The 17029-nt window shown below is 44.6% G+C and carries 16 protein-coding genes and 1 riboswitch; of the genes, 5 read left to right on the top strand and 11 right to left on the bottom strand.

The features are described from left to right. Positions 1–76 (top strand): IS3 family transposase (locus ACNAZ4_RS10025; RefSeq protein ID WP_415813528.1); only part of this gene is annotated, 76 nt, incomplete at its 5' end. Between the two features lie 66 nt (positions 77–142). Here ACNAZ4_RS10025 and ACNAZ4_RS10030 read toward each other — a convergent pair. The 6 genes from ACNAZ4_RS10030 to ACNAZ4_RS10055 all read right to left on the bottom strand — a co-directional run bounded on the left by ACNAZ4_RS10030 (position 143) and on the right by ACNAZ4_RS10055 (position 5225). After that, positions 143–796: a DsbA family oxidoreductase gene (locus tag ACNAZ4_RS10030; RefSeq protein WP_415814486.1), complete on the bottom strand. Its 654-nt coding sequence runs from the start codon at positions 794–796 to the stop codon at positions 143–145. Positions 797–946: 150 nt separating this feature from the next. After that, positions 947–1399, bottom strand: coding sequence for a GNAT family N-acetyltransferase (locus tag ACNAZ4_RS10035; RefSeq protein WP_415814203.1), 453 nt, complete (start codon positions 1397–1399; stop codon positions 947–949). A 115-nt stretch (positions 1400–1514) separates the two neighbouring features. Then, positions 1515–2363 carry an STAS domain-containing protein gene (locus ACNAZ4_RS10040; protein WP_415814204.1) on the bottom strand — a complete coding sequence of 283 codons (849 nt, stop codon included), beginning with the start codon at positions 2361–2363 and terminating at the stop codon, positions 1515–1517. Between the two features lie 180 nt (positions 2364–2543). Continuing rightward, a complete protein-coding gene (locus ACNAZ4_RS10045; RefSeq protein ID WP_415814205.1) occupies positions 2544–3158 on the bottom strand; it encodes a serine/threonine-protein kinase in 615 nt (204 codons plus the stop codon). A 54-nt stretch (positions 3159–3212) separates the two neighbouring features. Next, the gene (locus tag ACNAZ4_RS10050; protein WP_415814206.1) at positions 3213–3605 is read right to left on the bottom strand and encodes a sporulation protein; all 393 of its coding nucleotides are present in this window, start codon (positions 3603–3605) and stop codon (positions 3213–3215) included. 774 nt (positions 3606–4379) lie between these two features. Then, positions 4380–5225 carry a pirin family protein gene (locus tag ACNAZ4_RS10055; protein ID WP_415814208.1) on the bottom strand — a complete coding sequence of 282 codons (846 nt, stop codon included), beginning with the start codon at positions 5223–5225 and terminating at the stop codon, positions 4380–4382. Positions 5226–5418: 193 nt separating this feature from the next. Beyond that, positions 5419–5463, top strand: a riboswitch (PreQ1 riboswitch). 5 nt (positions 5464–5468) lie between these two features. Between ACNAZ4_RS10055 and ACNAZ4_RS10060 the strand changes: the two genes are divergently transcribed. Next, complete coding sequence (locus ACNAZ4_RS10060) at positions 5469–5954, top strand: QueT transporter family protein (protein WP_415814209.1); 486 nt, start codon at positions 5469–5471, stop codon at positions 5952–5954. A gap of 248 nt (positions 5955–6202) precedes the next feature. Here the strand turns inward: ACNAZ4_RS10060 and ACNAZ4_RS10065 are convergent, their stop codons facing one another. Further along, positions 6203–6514 carry a PAS domain-containing protein gene (locus ACNAZ4_RS10065; protein WP_415814211.1) on the bottom strand — a complete coding sequence of 104 codons (312 nt, stop codon included), beginning with the start codon at positions 6512–6514 and terminating at the stop codon, positions 6203–6205. After that, positions 6489–6647: a hypothetical protein gene (locus ACNAZ4_RS10070; protein WP_415814212.1), complete on the bottom strand. Its 159-nt coding sequence runs from the start codon at positions 6645–6647 to the stop codon at positions 6489–6491. The genes ACNAZ4_RS10065 and ACNAZ4_RS10070 overlap by 26 nt, the downstream gene beginning before the upstream one ends. A 397-nt stretch (positions 6648–7044) precedes the next feature. On the opposite strand from ACNAZ4_RS10070, the gene ACNAZ4_RS10075 reads away from it, so the two are divergent. Beyond that, positions 7045–10107: an efflux RND transporter permease subunit gene (locus ACNAZ4_RS10075; RefSeq protein ID WP_415814214.1), complete on the top strand. Its 3063-nt coding sequence runs from the start codon at positions 7045–7047 to the stop codon at positions 10105–10107. Between the two features lie 76 nt (positions 10108–10183). Here ACNAZ4_RS10075 and ACNAZ4_RS10080 read toward each other — a convergent pair whose 3' ends face one another. The 3 genes from ACNAZ4_RS10080 to ACNAZ4_RS10090 all read right to left on the bottom strand — a co-directional run bounded on the left by ACNAZ4_RS10080 (position 10184) and on the right by ACNAZ4_RS10090 (position 14227). Beyond that, positions 10184–12202, bottom strand: coding sequence for a phospholipase D-like domain-containing protein (locus ACNAZ4_RS10080; RefSeq protein ID WP_415814215.1), 2019 nt, complete (start codon positions 12200–12202; stop codon positions 10184–10186). A gap of 234 nt (positions 12203–12436) precedes the next feature. Then, positions 12437–13543, bottom strand: coding sequence for an MBL fold metallo-hydrolase (locus ACNAZ4_RS10085; protein ID WP_415814217.1), 1107 nt, complete (start codon positions 13541–13543; stop codon positions 12437–12439). A 27-nt stretch (positions 13544–13570) separates the two neighbouring features. After that, positions 13571–14227, bottom strand: coding sequence for an oxidoreductase (locus ACNAZ4_RS10090; protein ID WP_415814219.1), 657 nt, complete (start codon positions 14225–14227; stop codon positions 13571–13573). Positions 14228–14401: 174 nt separating this feature from the next. Here ACNAZ4_RS10090 and ACNAZ4_RS10095 point away from each other — a divergent pair, with 174 nt between their 5' ends. Together ACNAZ4_RS10095 and ACNAZ4_RS10100 are read left to right on the top strand one after the other, a co-directional pair. Then, a complete protein-coding gene (locus ACNAZ4_RS10095; protein WP_415814220.1) occupies positions 14402–16180 on the top strand; it encodes a DegV family protein in 1779 nt (592 codons plus the stop codon). Between the two features lie 2 nt (positions 16181–16182). Next, entirely contained in the window at positions 16183–16965 is a 783-nt protein-coding gene (locus ACNAZ4_RS10100; RefSeq protein WP_415814221.1) for a DUF1295 domain-containing protein, read from the top strand. The last annotated feature ends 64 nt before the right edge of the window (positions 16966–17029 follow it).

Genomic DNA, 17029 nt, shown 5'->3' on the forward strand with positions numbered 1-17029 from the left:
CTTTTATAATCATGAACGTTACCAAAAAAGATTAAACGGCCTTAGCCCTTTAGAATACAGGGCTAAAGCCGCTTAGATTGTTTTTATTATTTCCACTGTCTACTTGACGGGGAGCAGTTCACACCGACTAGTTCTTTTTTGACTATTTCTTTGGAATTTCACAACCATCGTCATCACAAATCATACCATCATCGTTGTTCAGAACGGTGATTTCGCTCTCGGTGATGACTTTTTTCAATGACTGGACGATGACATCAGTTGATTGTGCGCCAGTAATCGCATACTTCTTATTAATCAGGAAGAATGGCACACCTGTGATGCCGTACTGCTGGCCAGTGCTTTCATCGGCGCGGACTTCTTCGGCCATTTCATCGCTGGCAAGCATTTTGGCTGCAGCGCTCCCGTCGAGCCCAACTTCCGCTGCGAGTTCCGCCAATGTTCCATGGTCACCAATATGCCTGGATTCGGTAAAGTAGGCACGCAATAGCCTTTCCGTCATCTCAGCCATTAACCCATACTTTTTCGCGAACATCGTCAGGCGATGGGCATCGAAGGTATTTGTTAGTACCAGCGTATCGATATTATATTCCAGACCGGATTCCTTCGCCATCTGCACCATATTTTGCGTACTTGCTTTTGCCTGGGCAATGCTCATCCCGTATTTCTTCGAGAGAGCTTCATACATGTTATAATCTATATCCCGCTTCATGTTCGGATCAAGCTCGAAGCAGCGGTACGTTACTTCTATCGGGTGGTCGATCTGTTTAATAGCGTCATCCAGACGCCTTTTGCCAATATAGCAGAATGGTCAAGCAAAGTCCGTCCACATTTCAATCTGCATTCCGGATCCCTCCTGTTGTTTAATTCACACTATAGTATAGGTGTTAATCTAGCAAAAAACACGAAATAAGACTCGGCAAAATAAAAACCATACCACTGCCGGCCCTTATTCGATTTCATATACCAGCCAGTCAGACTGCTTCCCGCCCATTTTATCGTACAACCCCTGGGCAGCAAGGTTATCCTTACCCGTTTCCCATGTCATATAGGCAAAATCATTCTCCCTTATAAAGGCCAGGCATTTTTTAAAAAGCTGCTCACCCGCTTTCTCTCCTCTGGCAGTTTCTTTGATGAACAAATCATTCAGGATCGCTGCGCGTTTAACCTGCAACGTGCTGAAAGTAAAATACAAGGTGGCAAACCCCAGCAGTTGTCCTTCTTTCTCCGCAACAAACTGCAATCCCGTTTCAGGATGCTCTAACAGGTGACGAATCAGGTTTTTCAGTTCAGTTTCATCAGGCATTGGTTTTTTGTAAAAATCGACAATGTATTGAACCATCAGATCGAATAACTCTGGTGTATCTTTTTCTTCCGCATTACGTAAAATCAGCTCAGCCATATTCTATTCCCCCAGTCACACTTTTTCTCAAGGCTACTTTCCATTTCTCTTTTTGAAGAGGAAAATCCTTCTATCTGATTCAACAAAAAAAGCTGCCGAGGCAGCTTTTCAATCATTATACATTCTGTAAGTGCTGGATTTCCTTGAAGGCCTGATGAAGATTTGATTTCACCATGATTCCTTCTAAATTCAATCCTAGTGTCACCATCGTATGGGCGACTTCAGGGCGAATGCCGGTCATAATCGTTTTTACGCCAACAAGGGCAAGGGCGCTGATGACTTTAAACAGCTGATCAGCAACCATTGTATCGACGATCATGACACCGGAGACATCAAAAATCAGGTGGGTCAGCTTTAACTTTACAGCCTGCTCCAGTGTCTCTTCCATCAATAGCTGAGCTCTTTCTGTGTCAACATTCCCGACAAGAGGCAGTACCCCTACGCCAGGCATTAATGGGACAACTGGCACTGAAAGCTCAAGCAAAGCCGTTTTTGCATTCTCAAGGCTCTGTTGATGTGCTTCAACAAATGTGAGGCTGAAGCTGTAGATCGCATGATCCATCAATGGGTCAATAACATCCAATACCTCAAAGAAGACAGCAGCAGGCATATCCTTGGCTTCTTCTCTAATCGCTTTCCAGATATGTTCCCGATAATAGGTTGTATCTTTTAACGCTTCATCAAGAGAGGCACCCAGCTTGTAAATATATTCACCGGTTTCTTGTCCCCAGTTTGTCAGTTTATCGAATACTCTCTTAGGCTCTTCATGCTCGATCAAAGCTTCGCCGAACAGTTCAACGAAATTTGCCCTGACTTCAAGGATTTGCTGTTCAATTCTACCAAGATCATATTTCTGCGCTTCCGTCAAAACGGCATCAGAATACCTGTCTTCGTGAACAGACTTTGCGATTTGATGCTTCCTGCTGATAATGGCTTCCCCTAATGCTTGCAGTTCTTTAGTCATTACGATTCCTCCATATGTTCTATGACGATGATCGTCTATATATCCAAACTCATATAATTTAAATTACACTGTTATAAACCATCATAACGCAGGATAGGAAAACAGGACAAGTTTTTGAGCCTGCAGCTGATGCCGGTATATTTCCTTTATGTAATTTTTAAAAAAGGATTACAGCCACGATTAGTTAATAGATGGAAGCAATCCTTTTTTGTAGAAGAAAGCAATCAAATCCATGGCTCGTTGCGGCAATTTCCGAGGAAAGCGTTCATGCATGTAAAATTTATAAAATGCCGTCTTCAAGTCCTTCCACTGTGAACAGTCCTTCGATTGCCGAAATCGCGCCACATCAATGAGCTTGATATTATTATCTGGCGTGATGATGATGTTCCTCAGATGGATATCGGACGGGTTGAGGCCATTTTCCCGTGCAACTTTCAGGGCGTGGTCAACTTCCTCAATATGATCTGGAGAGATGGTCCTTCCATTTACCAGACATTGATAGAGCGTCAAGCCACGAACATAATCGATGACCAGATAATTACTCCCTGAACCATGAAGATTAGGGAAAAACCTGCTTCCAGCAAGCTGCTCATACACTGCTGCCTCTTCTGCCGCAACTCTGTGGAACTCCGGAAAGAAAACCTTCAAGACCAAGTCCGTTCCGCTGATCAAGAATGCGAAAGCACTTCGACCCTCCCCGATCAGCTTAAGTCTTGGGTCCTTATGAACCAAAACTGTTTTTGATCCCCGCACTAAATAAACAACACTATTTGCAAGATATTCGTATTGGTTCATTCTTTCTGCTCCTTCCTTAAAATCCTGTGTTGTCCTGAATTCCCGTGTTTCCGTTCATTTTTTCACAACCTTAATCATATCTTCATCCCAGCTTTCTATTCCCTGCTTGAAAACGAGCTTTGTCTTGAAGTGATAAGAAATATGCTTATTCGAGAGGGGAACATCTGTTGGGAGCTGGAATGTGAATGGAACCTCATCATCCCCGTCAGGTTGGATTCTCGTCTTTACATCGATAAATATTTTATCCAATACAGCTTCTTGTTCTGTCTTCAAATCCACCATGACAAGACCGCATTCAATTTGCTGCAGTTCCTGGGCAACCGTCCCGCCCTTGATCAAAAACTTCCCATGCACAGGATCGCCCGGGGTTAGGACATCCTTCTTCAAAACCAGATCAATCTGGGCGGATCCTACTCCAAACAGTGACATATACTTTCTTAATAACATTCTGTTCCTCCCTATTGGTAACTTTTTTGATTCATCGTGCGTTGACTCAGTTCTGATCAACTGGCTGCCTGGATATTCACTCCAATACAATTACACTCCGATATTTCACTTTATGTTAAAAGACAGCAATTGCGTCCAGATGCTTTATAAAAAGGTTCCTATCATCAAAATTTTTCGCCTCTACTACCTTATGTGACCGAACTTTTCCCATTGGTGCTTTTTCGGTCACATATTCCCTTTTTATGTGACCGAACTCTTCCCGCGGCACTTTTTCGGGCACATATTCCCTCTTTATGTGACCGAACTCTTCCCGTTGGTGCTTTTACGGGCACATATTCCTTCTTTATGTGACCGAACTCTTCCCGTTGGTGCTTTTTCGGGCACATATTCCTTCTTTATGTGACCGAACTCTTCCCGTCGGCACTTTTTCGGGCACATATTCCCTCTTTATGTGACCGAACTCTTCCACTCGGCGGCTTTTCGGGCACATATAAGACGGAATCGCTTTAGCTCAACCAAAAAACCAATAAAAAAACCTTCACCTGATTTGGTGAAGGTAATAAAACAATAAAAGACCTTCACCATGTTTGGCAAAGGTCTTGCTAACAACGATTGTTGCCAACAAAGCCGGGAGTGACCTCCGTAATGACGACTCTGTTGTAAAAGCTACTCCCCTTTAGGAGAACTATTCATTTGTATGTCTTCATGATACACGACAAATCGGGCTGCCGTCAAAAGATATCAGACGGAAAACGGATCTTCCTCCTGTCAAACTCACTTCGCCTCCACGCCGAATTTGCCTTCCTGGTAATCGCGGTATGCCTGGCGGATTTCCTCCATTGAATTCATGACGAATGGGCCGGAGGCAACGACTTCCTCTTTGATTGGCTTGCCGGAGTAGACCAAAACTCTTGAGCGCTTATTCGCTTTCAAAGTCAACCCGCTTAAGCCCTCCCCGCCATCATTGAAGGTCAAGATTGCTGCTGAGGATTTTTTTAGGTTGACCTCGCTTTCACCAGCTATCAGATCACCTGAAAGAATATACAGGAAAGCATTATGTCCTTCTGGCAGTTCATAGGTGAACTCTGCACCCTCTGTCAGGCGAATTTCAGATAAAGCAAAAGGCACCAATGGTTCCAGCGGTCCCTTTACATCGGCTGTTTCTCCTGAGTAAACCTTTAGCGTGCCACCCTCGAATGCAACAACAGGCGCCTCTTCGGTATAAACATTCTGATAGGAGGTGGTGGTCCCCTTCAGCTCTCCTGGCAAATTCAGCCATAATTGCAGTGTATGGGCAATATCTTGATCCACCGCCTCTTCAGCATGTCTTGCTCCGCTGCCGGCGTTCATGTACTGGATGTCCCCAGCTTCAAGAATGCTGTGGCCTCCATGATTGTCGATATGTTCCAGTCTTCCGTCGATGACATACGTAATCGTCTGGAAGCCGCGATGTGGATGATCAGAAAAGGTTCCGCGCTTGAACCAGTCCTCCGCCATTAGAATGAACGGATCCAATTCCCGCCAGTCCTGCGGGTTCAGCACGAGCCCTGCCTGCACATGCGGCATGCCCCTCTCTTCATATTGAACGGTCCAATGCTTCTTTATATCTCTTTTAAACACGACTAACAACCCCTTTGCAGTTTACCTTCCCAGTTTCATTAAATTATACCAACCCAATGAAATATTTTAAAACAAAGATACTTTAAATCGAGATAATTCTATCCTTACCTTAGCACAAGTCTCAAACTAGTATTCTAGAAAAATTCTATTGTGAGAAGGTTTTTCATCCTATATAATATACAATTGGCTTTTAAATATCGTGGTTCGTAACCATCCCACGTAAAAAAACTAGGAGAGATGAAAATGAATACGAGAACGATTGTCCGAAACGGGATTCTGGCTGCGTTGTATATCGCCGTTTCTGCTGTCATCCAGCCATTCGGCTTTACGAATGTACAATTCCGCGTATCGGAAATGTTCAACCACCTGATTGTTTTTAACAGAAAGTATTTCTTCGGAATTGTATTAGGTGTGTTTCTAACTAACCTGCTTTTTTCCCCGTTGATCGCCTATGACCTTGTGTTTGGCGTTGGCCAGTCAGTGATTTCTTTATTGATTACGATTTTCACTGCTAAATATATCAAAAATATCATCGGCCGGATGATTGTGAATACATTGGTGTTCACCTTCACGATGTTCCTGATTGCGCTTGAATTGAATCTCGCTTTCCAGATGCCGTTCTGGTTCACATGGCTGACAACAGCCGCAGGTGAATTCACCGTAATGGCTGTCGGCATTCCTGTGATGCTTGCCATCCATAAGCGCGTCAACCTGGGAAAATTAGTATAACCGAACAAACCGCATGGGTTCAATCCATGCGGTTTTTATATGGATGCAGTCCATTCTTTCCTTTTAGTTATCCTTTGCACTGACCTGCTGTCTATATATGTACAAACTCTTTTTTTCGTCTTTTTTCCTTATACATTCTCGCATCAGCCATCGCCATCATCTCTTCCATCCTGCCCGCAGATGCACTAGTGCATGCATAACCAATCGATAAGCCAATTGGGCTATTTCGGTTTTGCTTATTATACAGGTCAATCGAGGATCGAATTCCCCTGGACGGCGATCAGCTGGCCATCGTGGTAAACCGGGCTAGCGTATTCTTCAAACCAGAGGTATTCTCCTCCTGGGCCGCTCCAGTGCTGAAGAATTGGCTGGGAATAATCAAGCTTGCCAGTCACTTTATCATGCAGCTGCTCCACATCATCCGGATGAGATCGTTCGAAGCAGTCATACGGATTATCCATCGCCGCCTCAACAACCCCTAATCCCAGATATGTGTCCAGAGACGGACTTATATACTTGAATTTAAATTCCGGCTCAACCTGGTAATAGCAAAATGACATCCGTTGAATTCTCGACTAGTATGGCAATCCGCTGTATCTCGTCCAGTCCCTCATCTTGTTTCGAAATTTCCGCCTTTGAACGCAGAAGGAAACCTATAGCCAAGCCAGCAGCTGCTCCTAAAATGAACTCCATTCATCCATCCATCCGTTGTTTGTACTTGGTCTCACTTCCCATATTATGGATTTTATCATAAGTCACGGTATAGAAATATATTTAAATGTTGAATCCTTTTTTTTTCCTATGAACCATCCACCTCCCTGTCTATTTCGAATCAGCCCTGAGCCCTATATGAAAATCTGTCTCTGGCTCATTATGACTTTTGCATCCAAGGGATAAAATGGAAATATTACAGAGAAGATTTCTATTAAAGCACTGTGATTACCAGAGCATGTATTTATAAGGAGAAATATTTATATTCTTACAAAATTATAGTTATTTTTTCCTATAAATATGTGTATAATCTGTTTTTGGGTGTATAAAATAGAAATTTTTTACAATCTTATTTTAAGATAATATTAGGGAGGATTTTATGGGATTATTGAAGTTTATTGTCCAAAGAAAGATTCTAGTCAGTTTGATGGTCGTGTTAGTTTTATTGATTGGCAGCTTTTCAGTTTTGAAACTGGATAAAGAGCTGCTGCCATCGATCCAGATGGATGGAGCATATGTGGAAATCAACGCGGGTGAGATGCCGGCAATCGAAGTAGAAAGAAACATCACCACCCCGCTCGAAAAAAAGATCCTTGGTATTGAAGGTGTCGAGAAAATCGAATCGACCAGCAATATCGGCAGAAGCTCAATGCAAATGACGATTGAACGCGGAAAAGGCGATGAGGTTTTCAAGGAAGTAGAATCGGTCGTTAACAACGCAACCTCCGAACTGACTGGTGTCAAAGATGTAACGGCTGCCCAATACGGCACAAGCCAGGCATACGATTTCTTCATGGATGTATCCGGTCCTGATATGGAGAAAATGACTGCTTTCGCAAAGAACATCCTGGAACCACGGTTAGAAGCTCTTCCGGAAGTCCGTGATGTATCGCTTTCAGGCAGCCTGGAAAAAGAAGTGACTGTAAAACTTAAAAGGGAAGAACTCACGAAAAAAGGACTGGATGCAGCACAGGTAATTGGCGCGATCCAGCAGGCAAACACGGAAGCCACTCTAGGCCAGCTGAAAAACGAAACGAACTCACCCTCTTTGAGGTGGAACACCCAGCTTGAATCAGTCGAAAAAATCAAGAGTCTTCATTTAGCTACATCTAATGGCAATATCAAGCTTTCCGAGGTGGCTGATATTTCGGTACAGCCGCTGGAAAACGCCTCTCTTGTCTGGAAAAACGGTTCGAAAGATTTCATCTTTGTCCAGGTTGGCCGGGTTGCTGATGCGACACAGATTGAAATGGCAGATGCTGTTCGCAAGGAAATCAAGAAAATCCGCGAAGAAGGCTTGATCACCGGCGGGCTTGAACTGAATGAGATGGTTGCCCAGGCGGATTATGTGAAAGACTCCATCGATGGGGTCACAGGCAATATATTAATCGGTGCTGCTATTGCAGTTGCCATCCTAATGCTTTTTTTGAGGAACATCCGTGCCACTATGATTGTCGGACTTTCCATTCCAACATCGGTACTGCTTACCTTCGCTGCCATGTGGATGTTCGGATACAGCTTCAATATCCTGACGCTGATCGGGCTCGGATTAGGGATCGGCATGATGGTAGACTCATCCATCGTAATCCTGGAATCCATCTATCGTAAAAAAGAACTTGGCCTGAAGAACATGGATGCAGTCATTGAAGGGACAAAAGAAGTCGCTACAGCAGTACTTGCATCGATGCTGACGACCATTGTCGTATTCCTCCCAATCGGCCTTTTAGGCGGTGAGATGGGCTCATTCATGATCATTCTTTCAGTCGTTGTCGCGATTACGCTGATCAGCTCGGTCATCGTTTCCTTCACACTGATCCCATCTTTATCAGAGAAGTTTTTAAAGCTGAAAAAGAAAGAAAAAGTGAAGAAGGATGGTCCGCTCCTTCGTTCCTACAGCAGTGTAATCTCATGGACCATCGGGAAAAAGCGCCACAGTTTTGCCATCATCGGCCTGTTCTTCCTCATGCTTGCGGGATCGATGATGCTGGTGACGAAAATTCCGATGACGATCATGCCGGATATGCTGAATCGTTATGCTGAAATCATGGTCCCAGTTGAACCAGGTTTGAGTCTCGAAGAAAAGCAGGAAATCGTTACCGAAATGAATAAAGCCCTCGAAGGCATCAAGGATGTCGAGACAAATTATGTGATGGATTCAGGGACCATGATGTATACCATCATCAACATGACAAAAGGCGATGATATTACCCGGGACCAAAAAGAAGTGAATGAAGAGATTCTTAAGTCACTGAGGAATCTAGAAAAGACGGTTCCAGTCAAGGGAGCTCAGGCTGCCATGTCAGCTGGAGGCGGATCCCCTGTCCAAATCAACATTTCCGGGGAAAGTTTTGAGGAGCTCCAGAAAATTGCCGATGGTTTTACAAAAGAGCTGGCTGAAATCGACGGAATTGTCGGGATTGAGAATTCGATTGAACGCACATCTGTGGAACAGATTGTCCAGCTGAAGGAAACCGAAATTGAAGAAGCTGGATTATCCCAGCTGCAAATCAAGCAATACATCGAACAGTCCTTAATGCAAATGCCAATTGGTGAAATGAAAATTAATGATGAAAATATTCCTCTGAAACTGAAATGGGATGAAGAAACAGCCACTAAGTCAGCTTTGCTTGACCTGAATGTGCCAACTCCAGCTGGCGAGAAAAAGCTGTCAAACTTCATTTCATTAAAAAGTGAGGAAAATCCAAACGAGATCAAGCATAAAGACGGGGACCGCTTCATTTCCATCTCTGCTGATATTGAGGGCAAGGACCTTGGGGCCATCAACCGTGATGTCCAGAAACTGATGGACCGCTATGATGTGCCAGCTGGTTACAGCATCACTCCTGCAGCAGACCTCCAGCAGCAGCAGGAAATGATCCAGGACATGATTTTGATTTTGGCGATTTCCATCTTCCTTGTCTATCTGGTCATGGCCGTCCAGTTCAATCACCTCGGCCATCCGCTGATCGTGATGTCGGTCATTCCAATGACGATCGTCGGCGTAATCCTTGGATTGTTCCTGACCCAGCGTGAACTGAGTGTCATGTCAGGCATGGGAATCATCATGCTGATCGGAATTGTCCTGAATAACGCGATTTTACTGATCGACCGTACCAACCAGCTGCGAAGCGAAGGTTATACTGTCCAGGAAGCGCTCGTCGAGGCAGGCAAAAACCGCATCCGCCCTATTTTAATGACGACACTGACAACTATTGGCGGCATGCTCCCATTAGCCCTGGCAACAGGAGAATCTGGAAACTACCAGGCACCCATGGCAACTGCCATCATCGCCGGATTGAGTTTCGCGACGCTTATCACCCTGCTGTTGATTCCGGCTGTATACCGCATCTTCACAAGAAGTACCGAGAAGAGAAGCTGGTTCAGCAAAAAAGCCAGGAAAAGCAAAAATTCCATCACTCCTGCTCCCGAAGCAGTGAACTAAAAAAAAGAAGGCAAAACGAGTTTACAAGTTTTGCCTTCTTTTTTGATGTAAATCTTACAAGCTCATGTTATTCAAACTACTGCAATATTCCCCCAGACTGGACGTAGCGGGCATTGAATTCCTGGAGAAATTGGTTCGTAACTGCTGGATCATGGATGATCAGCATGTTCTCGTCGTTAACATTGTTTCCATTGTTGCTCCAGTTCGTCGATCCGACAATGACAGTAGGGTCACTGTCTGTATCGGCGTCAATCAGCATCGTTTTGCTGTGGAGCTTGCGTGTCTCTGCATCTGCATAGACAGGAGCGGGATTGTTCCAGCGTGTGTTAGGATTGTTGACACTGGTTTGTGAAGCAGTCCTCCCTGTCATGTCAACACTAGCGGACCACCACTGGTTCCAGAAATCTGAATCGAACAAACCTTTCACATCAAATCCAGTCAAAGTTCCTTCCATATCATTATAGGAACCTTCCCACTTATTCTTTAATTCATCCGCCAACGCCTGGTCGCTCCATGCAAAAATAGAGAAGTATGTATTAAATTCAGCTTCATTCCGGATCAAATCAGCCATTTTGCCGACAGCGTTATCCCCTGCTGAAAAATAAATCTCAACCTTCTTACCATTGATATCTAAAATATGTGTGGTGTTATCGCTTTTGCGCGTGCTGAAGTTTGAAGCCGCTGGATCTGGATTAAATGCATTGCTTCCCCACATCTCATTGAATTCCGTTTCATAGATGCCAGCAAGCTGTGGCCAGTTGATTTCGACAATTTGGTTCTGGTTGCCGTCAAGGATGCCCTGCTGCATGTTTTCATCAGTACCATAAAGGCCTGTCACAGTAAAATTCCAGGTCCCTGTGAATACCCAGCGGTCATCCACAATTGCGAATTTATTATGCATCTGGTTTCCTGGCCCATAGTAGCTTCCTGCAGATTTTTCCTCTGCTTCAACAAAAAGCCGACCAGTAGTATCACTGTTTCCGACTGTAACAGTTATTTGTTCAATATCAGTAACGCCGGCAGGCAATCCCTTTTCTGTTCGTTTGGCACTGTCTTCAACGGCAAACATGGGTGAATCTGAAAAAATGACAATATCATCATCAGTTCCAATGATCGCATCCTGCCCGCGCTTCATTTTTTCGAGGTATAGCCGCATTGTTTCAAATCGTTCTGCGTAATGCGGGTCTGCTGCATCCTTGGAATCTGCAATCACCCGCACATCCACACCCTGTGCCGCCTTCTGGATCAACGTATCAACCACTCTCGGGAGATTGATTTCATAGGTAGCTAAGTCAATGCTCTTTGTTGCTGAATTTAATCTTTTGATTAAAATATCTTCAAAGTTTACATTATAGTTCGCTTCGTTCCCAGCAGAAGCATATTGAGGAAAAGCACATTTGTTAAAATACACATTCATCGCGCCCTCTGCCTCAGAAACATTATTCAGGCGCTGTGTCCTGTCATCACAAACGCTTGGCGAATCAGGAGGAGTTGTATTTCCGCCGGCATCGCCACCCGAACCGCCGCCATCAGTGACCGTTGAATTGAGAGCCTTTGGAGTCCCCCGGCCATCGGCATAACTTCCATTGGCTGTCGCCCAGTTTGTCGAATCAAGCCCGGCAACCGCTGGATCAATCCGTTCCATTGACGCTTTAGCCGTGTTATCACCTGCATACCAGGAGTCAACCTCATCTATAACAGCACCTGTTGCATCCATTAATTTGAGATATTCAGCTGAATTGCCTAGCGAGCCGCTGTAAATCTGATCAGCCTGAATTCCTGTAACGGATTGGTCATCTGTCTTTTCAAGCAAAAAATAGCCATTTGCCGGAATCGTCCCGCTCAAAGTGATTGCCGGAGCACCGTCCGTTGCATTGAGCTGCCAGCCATCGAGCGCCACATCTGAACCTGAGTTGTTGTATAGCTCAATCCACTCATCGCTATAGCTGTTGTTCGTTCCCATCCAGGCAATTTCATTGATGACGACATTCTCAGTCCCTGCTGCCTCCACTCTTGGTACATTGGTCATGAATGATGGGGAAAGTGTTGAAAAGAATAAAATAATTGCGGGAAAAACAGAAATTAACTTCTTCAACTTTGACTACCTCCTCTAATATAAATCCAAGATAATCATAATGTAAAAAAGTTGTCGAAATATGATGAAAATGTAAATTTTGCGAAAAATGATTCCATATGAGGAGTTTAAAATTGTGAAGGGTATCACAACGGAAACGAATGACCCATGTACCTTCCAGTCTCATGCCATTTATTAAAAAATGCCATTCTCCAAGTCAAAAAGCCATGTTATCACCAACATGACTTTTTCAAATCAATATGAATCTGTCCGCTTCCACCAGGCTGACTTCGGAATCTTGTACTCAGCCAAAGCGATGGTCTCCCCAATCCTCGGCGTTGCAATACGGACTCCTGCTTCTTCCGCTGACCGGACTGCCCTCTCGATGGGATCATGCCATGCATGAAGAGAAAGCGTGAAGGCTCCCCAATGTACTGGTATCATCACCTTTCCCTGCACATCCTGATGTGCCTGGACCGTCTCTTCAGGGAGCATATGGATCGCTGCCCAGCGTGCGTCATACTGGCCGCATTCCATCACCGTCAGGTCAAATGGTCCATATTTCTCGCCAATTTCTTTAAAATGCGGACCGTAGCCGCCATCACCGCTGTAAAAGATGTTGGCACCCTGGCCCTTGATGACCCAGGAACACCAGAGGGTGGCATTCCTGTCGGTAAGACTCCGGCCAGAAAAATGGCGGGCAGGGTTGCAGGCAAGCTGGAGTCCCTCAAAGGAGAATTCATCCCACCAGTCATGCTCCTGGATGATATCAGGGGAAATTCCCCATCGCTGCAAATGCGCTCCAACACCCAGCGGAGCGATAAAATTCTTCACCTTGCCCTTTAGCTTAATGATCGTGCCATAATCAAGATGATCATAATGATCGTGTGAAAGCACAACTGCATCCACAACCGGCAGTTCTTCTATCTTAAAAGGCAGTTCCCTGCTATAGCGCTGATTTCTTAGCGGGAATGGAGTCGGTGCTTTCCCGAACATCGGATCGAATAAAATAGTCTTTCCTTCTATTTCAAGCAGGAAGGCAGAGTGCCCAAACCAGGTGATCTTCGTTGCCGAATCTTTTTCTGCCAAAGGTGTGAATGTGTCCATCGGAAGCGGTGCTGCCGGCCTTCTCTCTGGATTCCCTTTAATAAAGTCCTTCATCATCGAAATCATTGAACTAAAGCTTGTATCCCATGAAGTTTCAATCTGGTTGACAAACTTCCCGTTCCGGTATTGCCGAGACTTTGCGTATATGGATTTTCTTTCATCAGTGTGCTTTCCGCCAAATGCCGGATAGAGATTCAATACAGCATAAACTGCCAATAAAAATAACGCCAAGAATATTAATAGAGTGAACATCATATATACCTCACAAGATTTGATTGATCATCATCCAAATTCATGTATTGTCTCGGAAGGATATACCGTAAGTCCCGGCGCATCCTTCTGCGCTGCTTTATACATGGCGGATGCTACCGTCCTGCCCTCTATGGCTTTGTATTTCCTGAATGGCCCAGCAAACAGGAATGGCAGCTTCATAGCAATTGCAGCGGCCGTTCTTTCACCAAGCCTGAATTCATCCCGCTCCCCCAATAACAAAGATGGACGGAAGATGGCTGTTGTCTCAAATGGAATTTGCTTGATTTCTTCTTCAAGCTTTCCTTTCATTTTCGAGTAGAAGATTGGGGAATCTGGATCGGCATTCATCGAACTGACCAGCAGGAATTTCTTTGCTCCGTGTGAACTGGCCAATCTGGCAATCGCCACTGGATAATCGACATCTATTTTCCACATCGCTTCCTTCGTCTTCGCCTTTTTGATTGTCGTGCCGAGGCAGCAGAATACATCGCCGACAGCAAATAGTTCTTGGTACTCATTCAGCCGGTTGAAATCGACGACCTTCTCTTCTAACTTAGAATGTTTGACTTCAAGCGGTCTTCTGACGATTGCCACTACCTGTTCATATTCCTCCCCGTTCAATAAAAACTGCAGCAATTCATTCCCGATCAAACCAGTGGAACCAGCAATCAAAGCTTTTTTTCCCATAATCCAAAAGACCTCCCTGTAAAATACCTGCTTTCATTATTCCATAAATATTGGCTTATAGAAAAACTCAAACAAAAAAATTTCACCTCTGGGAAGATAAAGTTTTACAAATACCTAAACTTTGTATAACATATGTATAAGTTATGTATAACTTCAGCGGAGGCTAACCTTACTATGCTTGATCATAAATTGTTGTTAAACATGCTTTTTTCCGGCTCGAGAAAAGTGATTGAACATCAGGACGAATTGAATGCCATCAATGTTTTCCCTGTACCTGACGGGGATACCGGCAGCAATTTATCCTATCTGATGAGGACGATTTTACAAGATGCTTATATTACCGAAGATGCCGCAGAATCGCTCACTTCTTTGAAAAAGGCTGCTTTGAGAGGTTCGCGCGGAAATTCCGGAATGATTTTTTCACAGTTCCTGATCCATCTTGCCAATGGAATAAAGGATCGAGATGTCGATAGCACAACTGAATTCATCTCTGTTTGCGAACTGGCAGCGGGCAAAACGTATGATGCTGTCATGTCACCTGAGGAAGGTACTGTTTTGACTGTAATGAAAGAGTGGGTGCTCGCAATGAAGCAATCATCAGCAGCACACGCGGATATCCTCTCATTAATTGGTGATTCACTTCCCCATGTCTATCAATCTCTCGATAAAACGAAGCTGAAAATGGAGAGCGTCAGCGGCAGAAAAGTAGTTGATTCAGGGGCGAAAGGGTTTGTCTATTTTCTCGAAGGGCTCATCCAGCCTGAAGAACACTTCGAGAAAATCATGAAGGACTACCAAATCCAACCTCTTGAGGACCATATCATTTCTGCGGAAGATATGCTTACTTACCGTTATTGCACAGAATTCATGATCCAGGGAATCTCTGATTCTTCGAAAATAAAAGAAGCTATAGGAAAGCTTGGCGATTCGGTGGTGATAGCCGGGGATGAGCAGCAGCTGAAGGTGCACTTCCATACAAATCAACCGGAAACCGCTGTCGATCTTTTATCCCAGCTGGGAACGATCAGCTTCCAGAAGGTCGAAGATATGAGGCGCCAGTATGAGAGTATCCATGCAAGGAAATCCAGGATCGCTCTTGTCGTCGACTCAGCCTGCGACCTCCCAGAGGATTTCATGGATCACCACCAGATCCATTTGCTCCCGGCGACAATCGAAATGGATGGATCCCCCTATCTGGATAAGGTAACGATGAAGCCTGATAACTTCTACAATCGATTGGAAGTCGCTGAGAATGCACCAAAAACCTCCCAGCCAGGCCTTGAGCAAATCTTCCGGTTATATGAACAGCTGGCAAAACATTATGACCATATTCTTTCGATCCATGTTTCCAAAGAGTTGAGCGGGACATATGAATCCTGCAGGCTCGCAGCTGACCAGGTCAACGATGAGAAAATTACCGTGCTGAATACTAAAACACTTTCTGGTGCCTATGGCCTGCTCATCCATCAAGTCGCTGAAAAGCTTGAACAGGGGGCATCATTGACTGAGTTAATTGAATTCACGGAGGAAATGACCGCCAAAACGGAAATCCTCGTGAGCGTTCCAACGTTAAAGCATATGATCCGGGGCGGCAGAGTCACTCCTCTGCAAGGGAAAATTGCCACGATGTTAAAAATGAAGCCGATCGTTTCGGTGGATGAGCAGGGAAAATCAAAGCTTTATGGCAAAACCTTTTTCCGGAAATCCAATCTTAAAAAGATGTTCAGCATGATTCAGCAATTGGATAAAGCACATCAAATCAGCCATTACGTTGTGCTTCACGCAAATGATCCTGAAAAAGCAGCCCTCTGTGCCAATGAAATGACAAACCAGACAGGAAAACACCCCTTATATACCGCCAATGTTTCACCTGTCATCGGTGCGCATGCAGGCAAAGGATCTGTCAGCGTAGCCATGCTGTTCAATAAACCAAAATATGAAAGGAGAATATAATAATGTGGGATTTATATTTACTTAATATCGGCGCAATTTTTATCTTTATGGTGTCGATGTTCATCATTGCGCAGTTGATAAAAGATAACTCAATTGTCGATATCGGCTGGGGGCTTGGATTTGTCATCATCGCATTTGTCAGCTATTTCGCATCGGAAGGAGAAAATACGATCAGGCAGACGATTGTCTTAACACTTGTTTCACTATGGGGAATCCGTCTTTTCCTTCATCTTCTGATCCGCTCCATCGGCAGAGGCGAGGATTTCCGCTATGCCAATTTCCGAAAGCAATGGGGCAAGAACGTCAGAGTGATCGCTTTCTTCCGAGTCTTCATGATGCAGGGCGCGATCATGCTGCTATTAGCCTATCCAATTGTACTGGTGAATGTTGCCGACGCAAGCGGCTTGGATATTTTCGCCGGAATCGGAATCCTTTTATGGTCCATCGGATTCCTATTCCAAAGTATCGGGGATTATCAGCTAGAACGATTCAAGAAGCGGAAGAAACATAAAGAGGAAGTGCTAAAATCCGGTTTATGGCGCTACAGCAGACATCCGAACTATTTTGGAGAAGCCGCAATGTGGTGGGGAATCTTCTTGATTGTCCTTGGAGTCCAGAACGGCTGGACCGCATTCTTCAGTGCAGCATTCATCAATTTATTGCTGTTGAAGGTATCGGGCGTCCCATTCCTTGACAAACGTTATGCTGGAAACGCAGAGTACCAGCTATACAAACAGGAAACCAATTTGTTCATCCCGTGGTTCCCTAAAAAGTTCAGCTCCTGATCGGAACGGCGCAAGCAGCTTGTGCAATCTTGAATAGAGCTGCACGCATAGCAGCAATCGTCTT

It is taken from the genome of Mesobacillus thioparans, assembly GCF_965138835.1.
GTDB classification, from domain to species: Bacteria; Bacillota; Bacilli; order Bacillales; family Cytobacillaceae; genus Mesobacillus; species Mesobacillus thioparans.

Excerpts from the sequence above, each read along its gene's own strand:
- ACNAZ4_RS10070 (WP_415814212.1), bottom strand. The coding sequence starts at position 6,647 with ATGGAGTTCATTTTAGGAGCAGCTGCTGGCTTGGCTATAGGTTTCCTT.
- ACNAZ4_RS10040 (WP_415814204.1), bottom strand. The coding sequence starts at position 2,363 with ATGACTAAAGAACTGCAAGCATTAGGGGAAGCCATTATCAGCAGGAAG.
- ACNAZ4_RS10035 (WP_415814203.1), bottom strand. The coding sequence starts at position 1,399 with ATGGCTGAGCTGATTTTACGTAATGCGGAAGAAAAAGATACACCAGAG.
- ACNAZ4_RS10090 (WP_415814219.1), bottom strand. The coding sequence starts at position 14,227 with ATGGGAAAAAAAGCTTTGATTGCTGGTTCCACTGGTTTGATCGGGAAT.
- ACNAZ4_RS10075 (WP_415814214.1), top strand. The coding sequence starts at position 7,045 with ATGGGATTATTGAAGTTTATTGTCCAAAGAAAGATTCTAGTCAGTTTG.
- ACNAZ4_RS10045 (WP_415814205.1), bottom strand. The coding sequence starts at position 3,158 with ATGAACCAATACGAATATCTTGCAAATAGTGTTGTTTATTTAGTGCGG.
- ACNAZ4_RS10060 (WP_415814209.1), top strand. The coding sequence starts at position 5,469 with ATGAATACGAGAACGATTGTCCGAAACGGGATTCTGGCTGCGTTGTAT.
- ACNAZ4_RS10100 (WP_415814221.1), top strand. The coding sequence starts at position 16,183 with ATGTGGGATTTATATTTACTTAATATCGGCGCAATTTTTATCTTTATG.
- ACNAZ4_RS10050 (WP_415814206.1), bottom strand. The coding sequence starts at position 3,605 with ATGTTATTAAGAAAGTATATGTCACTGTTTGGAGTAGGATCCGCCCAG.
- ACNAZ4_RS10095 (WP_415814220.1), top strand. The coding sequence starts at position 14,402 with ATGCTTGATCATAAATTGTTGTTAAACATGCTTTTTTCCGGCTCGAGA.
- ACNAZ4_RS10085 (WP_415814217.1), bottom strand. The coding sequence starts at position 13,543 with ATGATGTTCACTCTATTAATATTCTTGGCGTTATTTTTATTGGCAGTT.
- ACNAZ4_RS10065 (WP_415814211.1), bottom strand. The coding sequence starts at position 6,514 with ATGTCATTTTGCTATTACCAGGTTGAGCCGGAATTTAAATTCAAGTAT.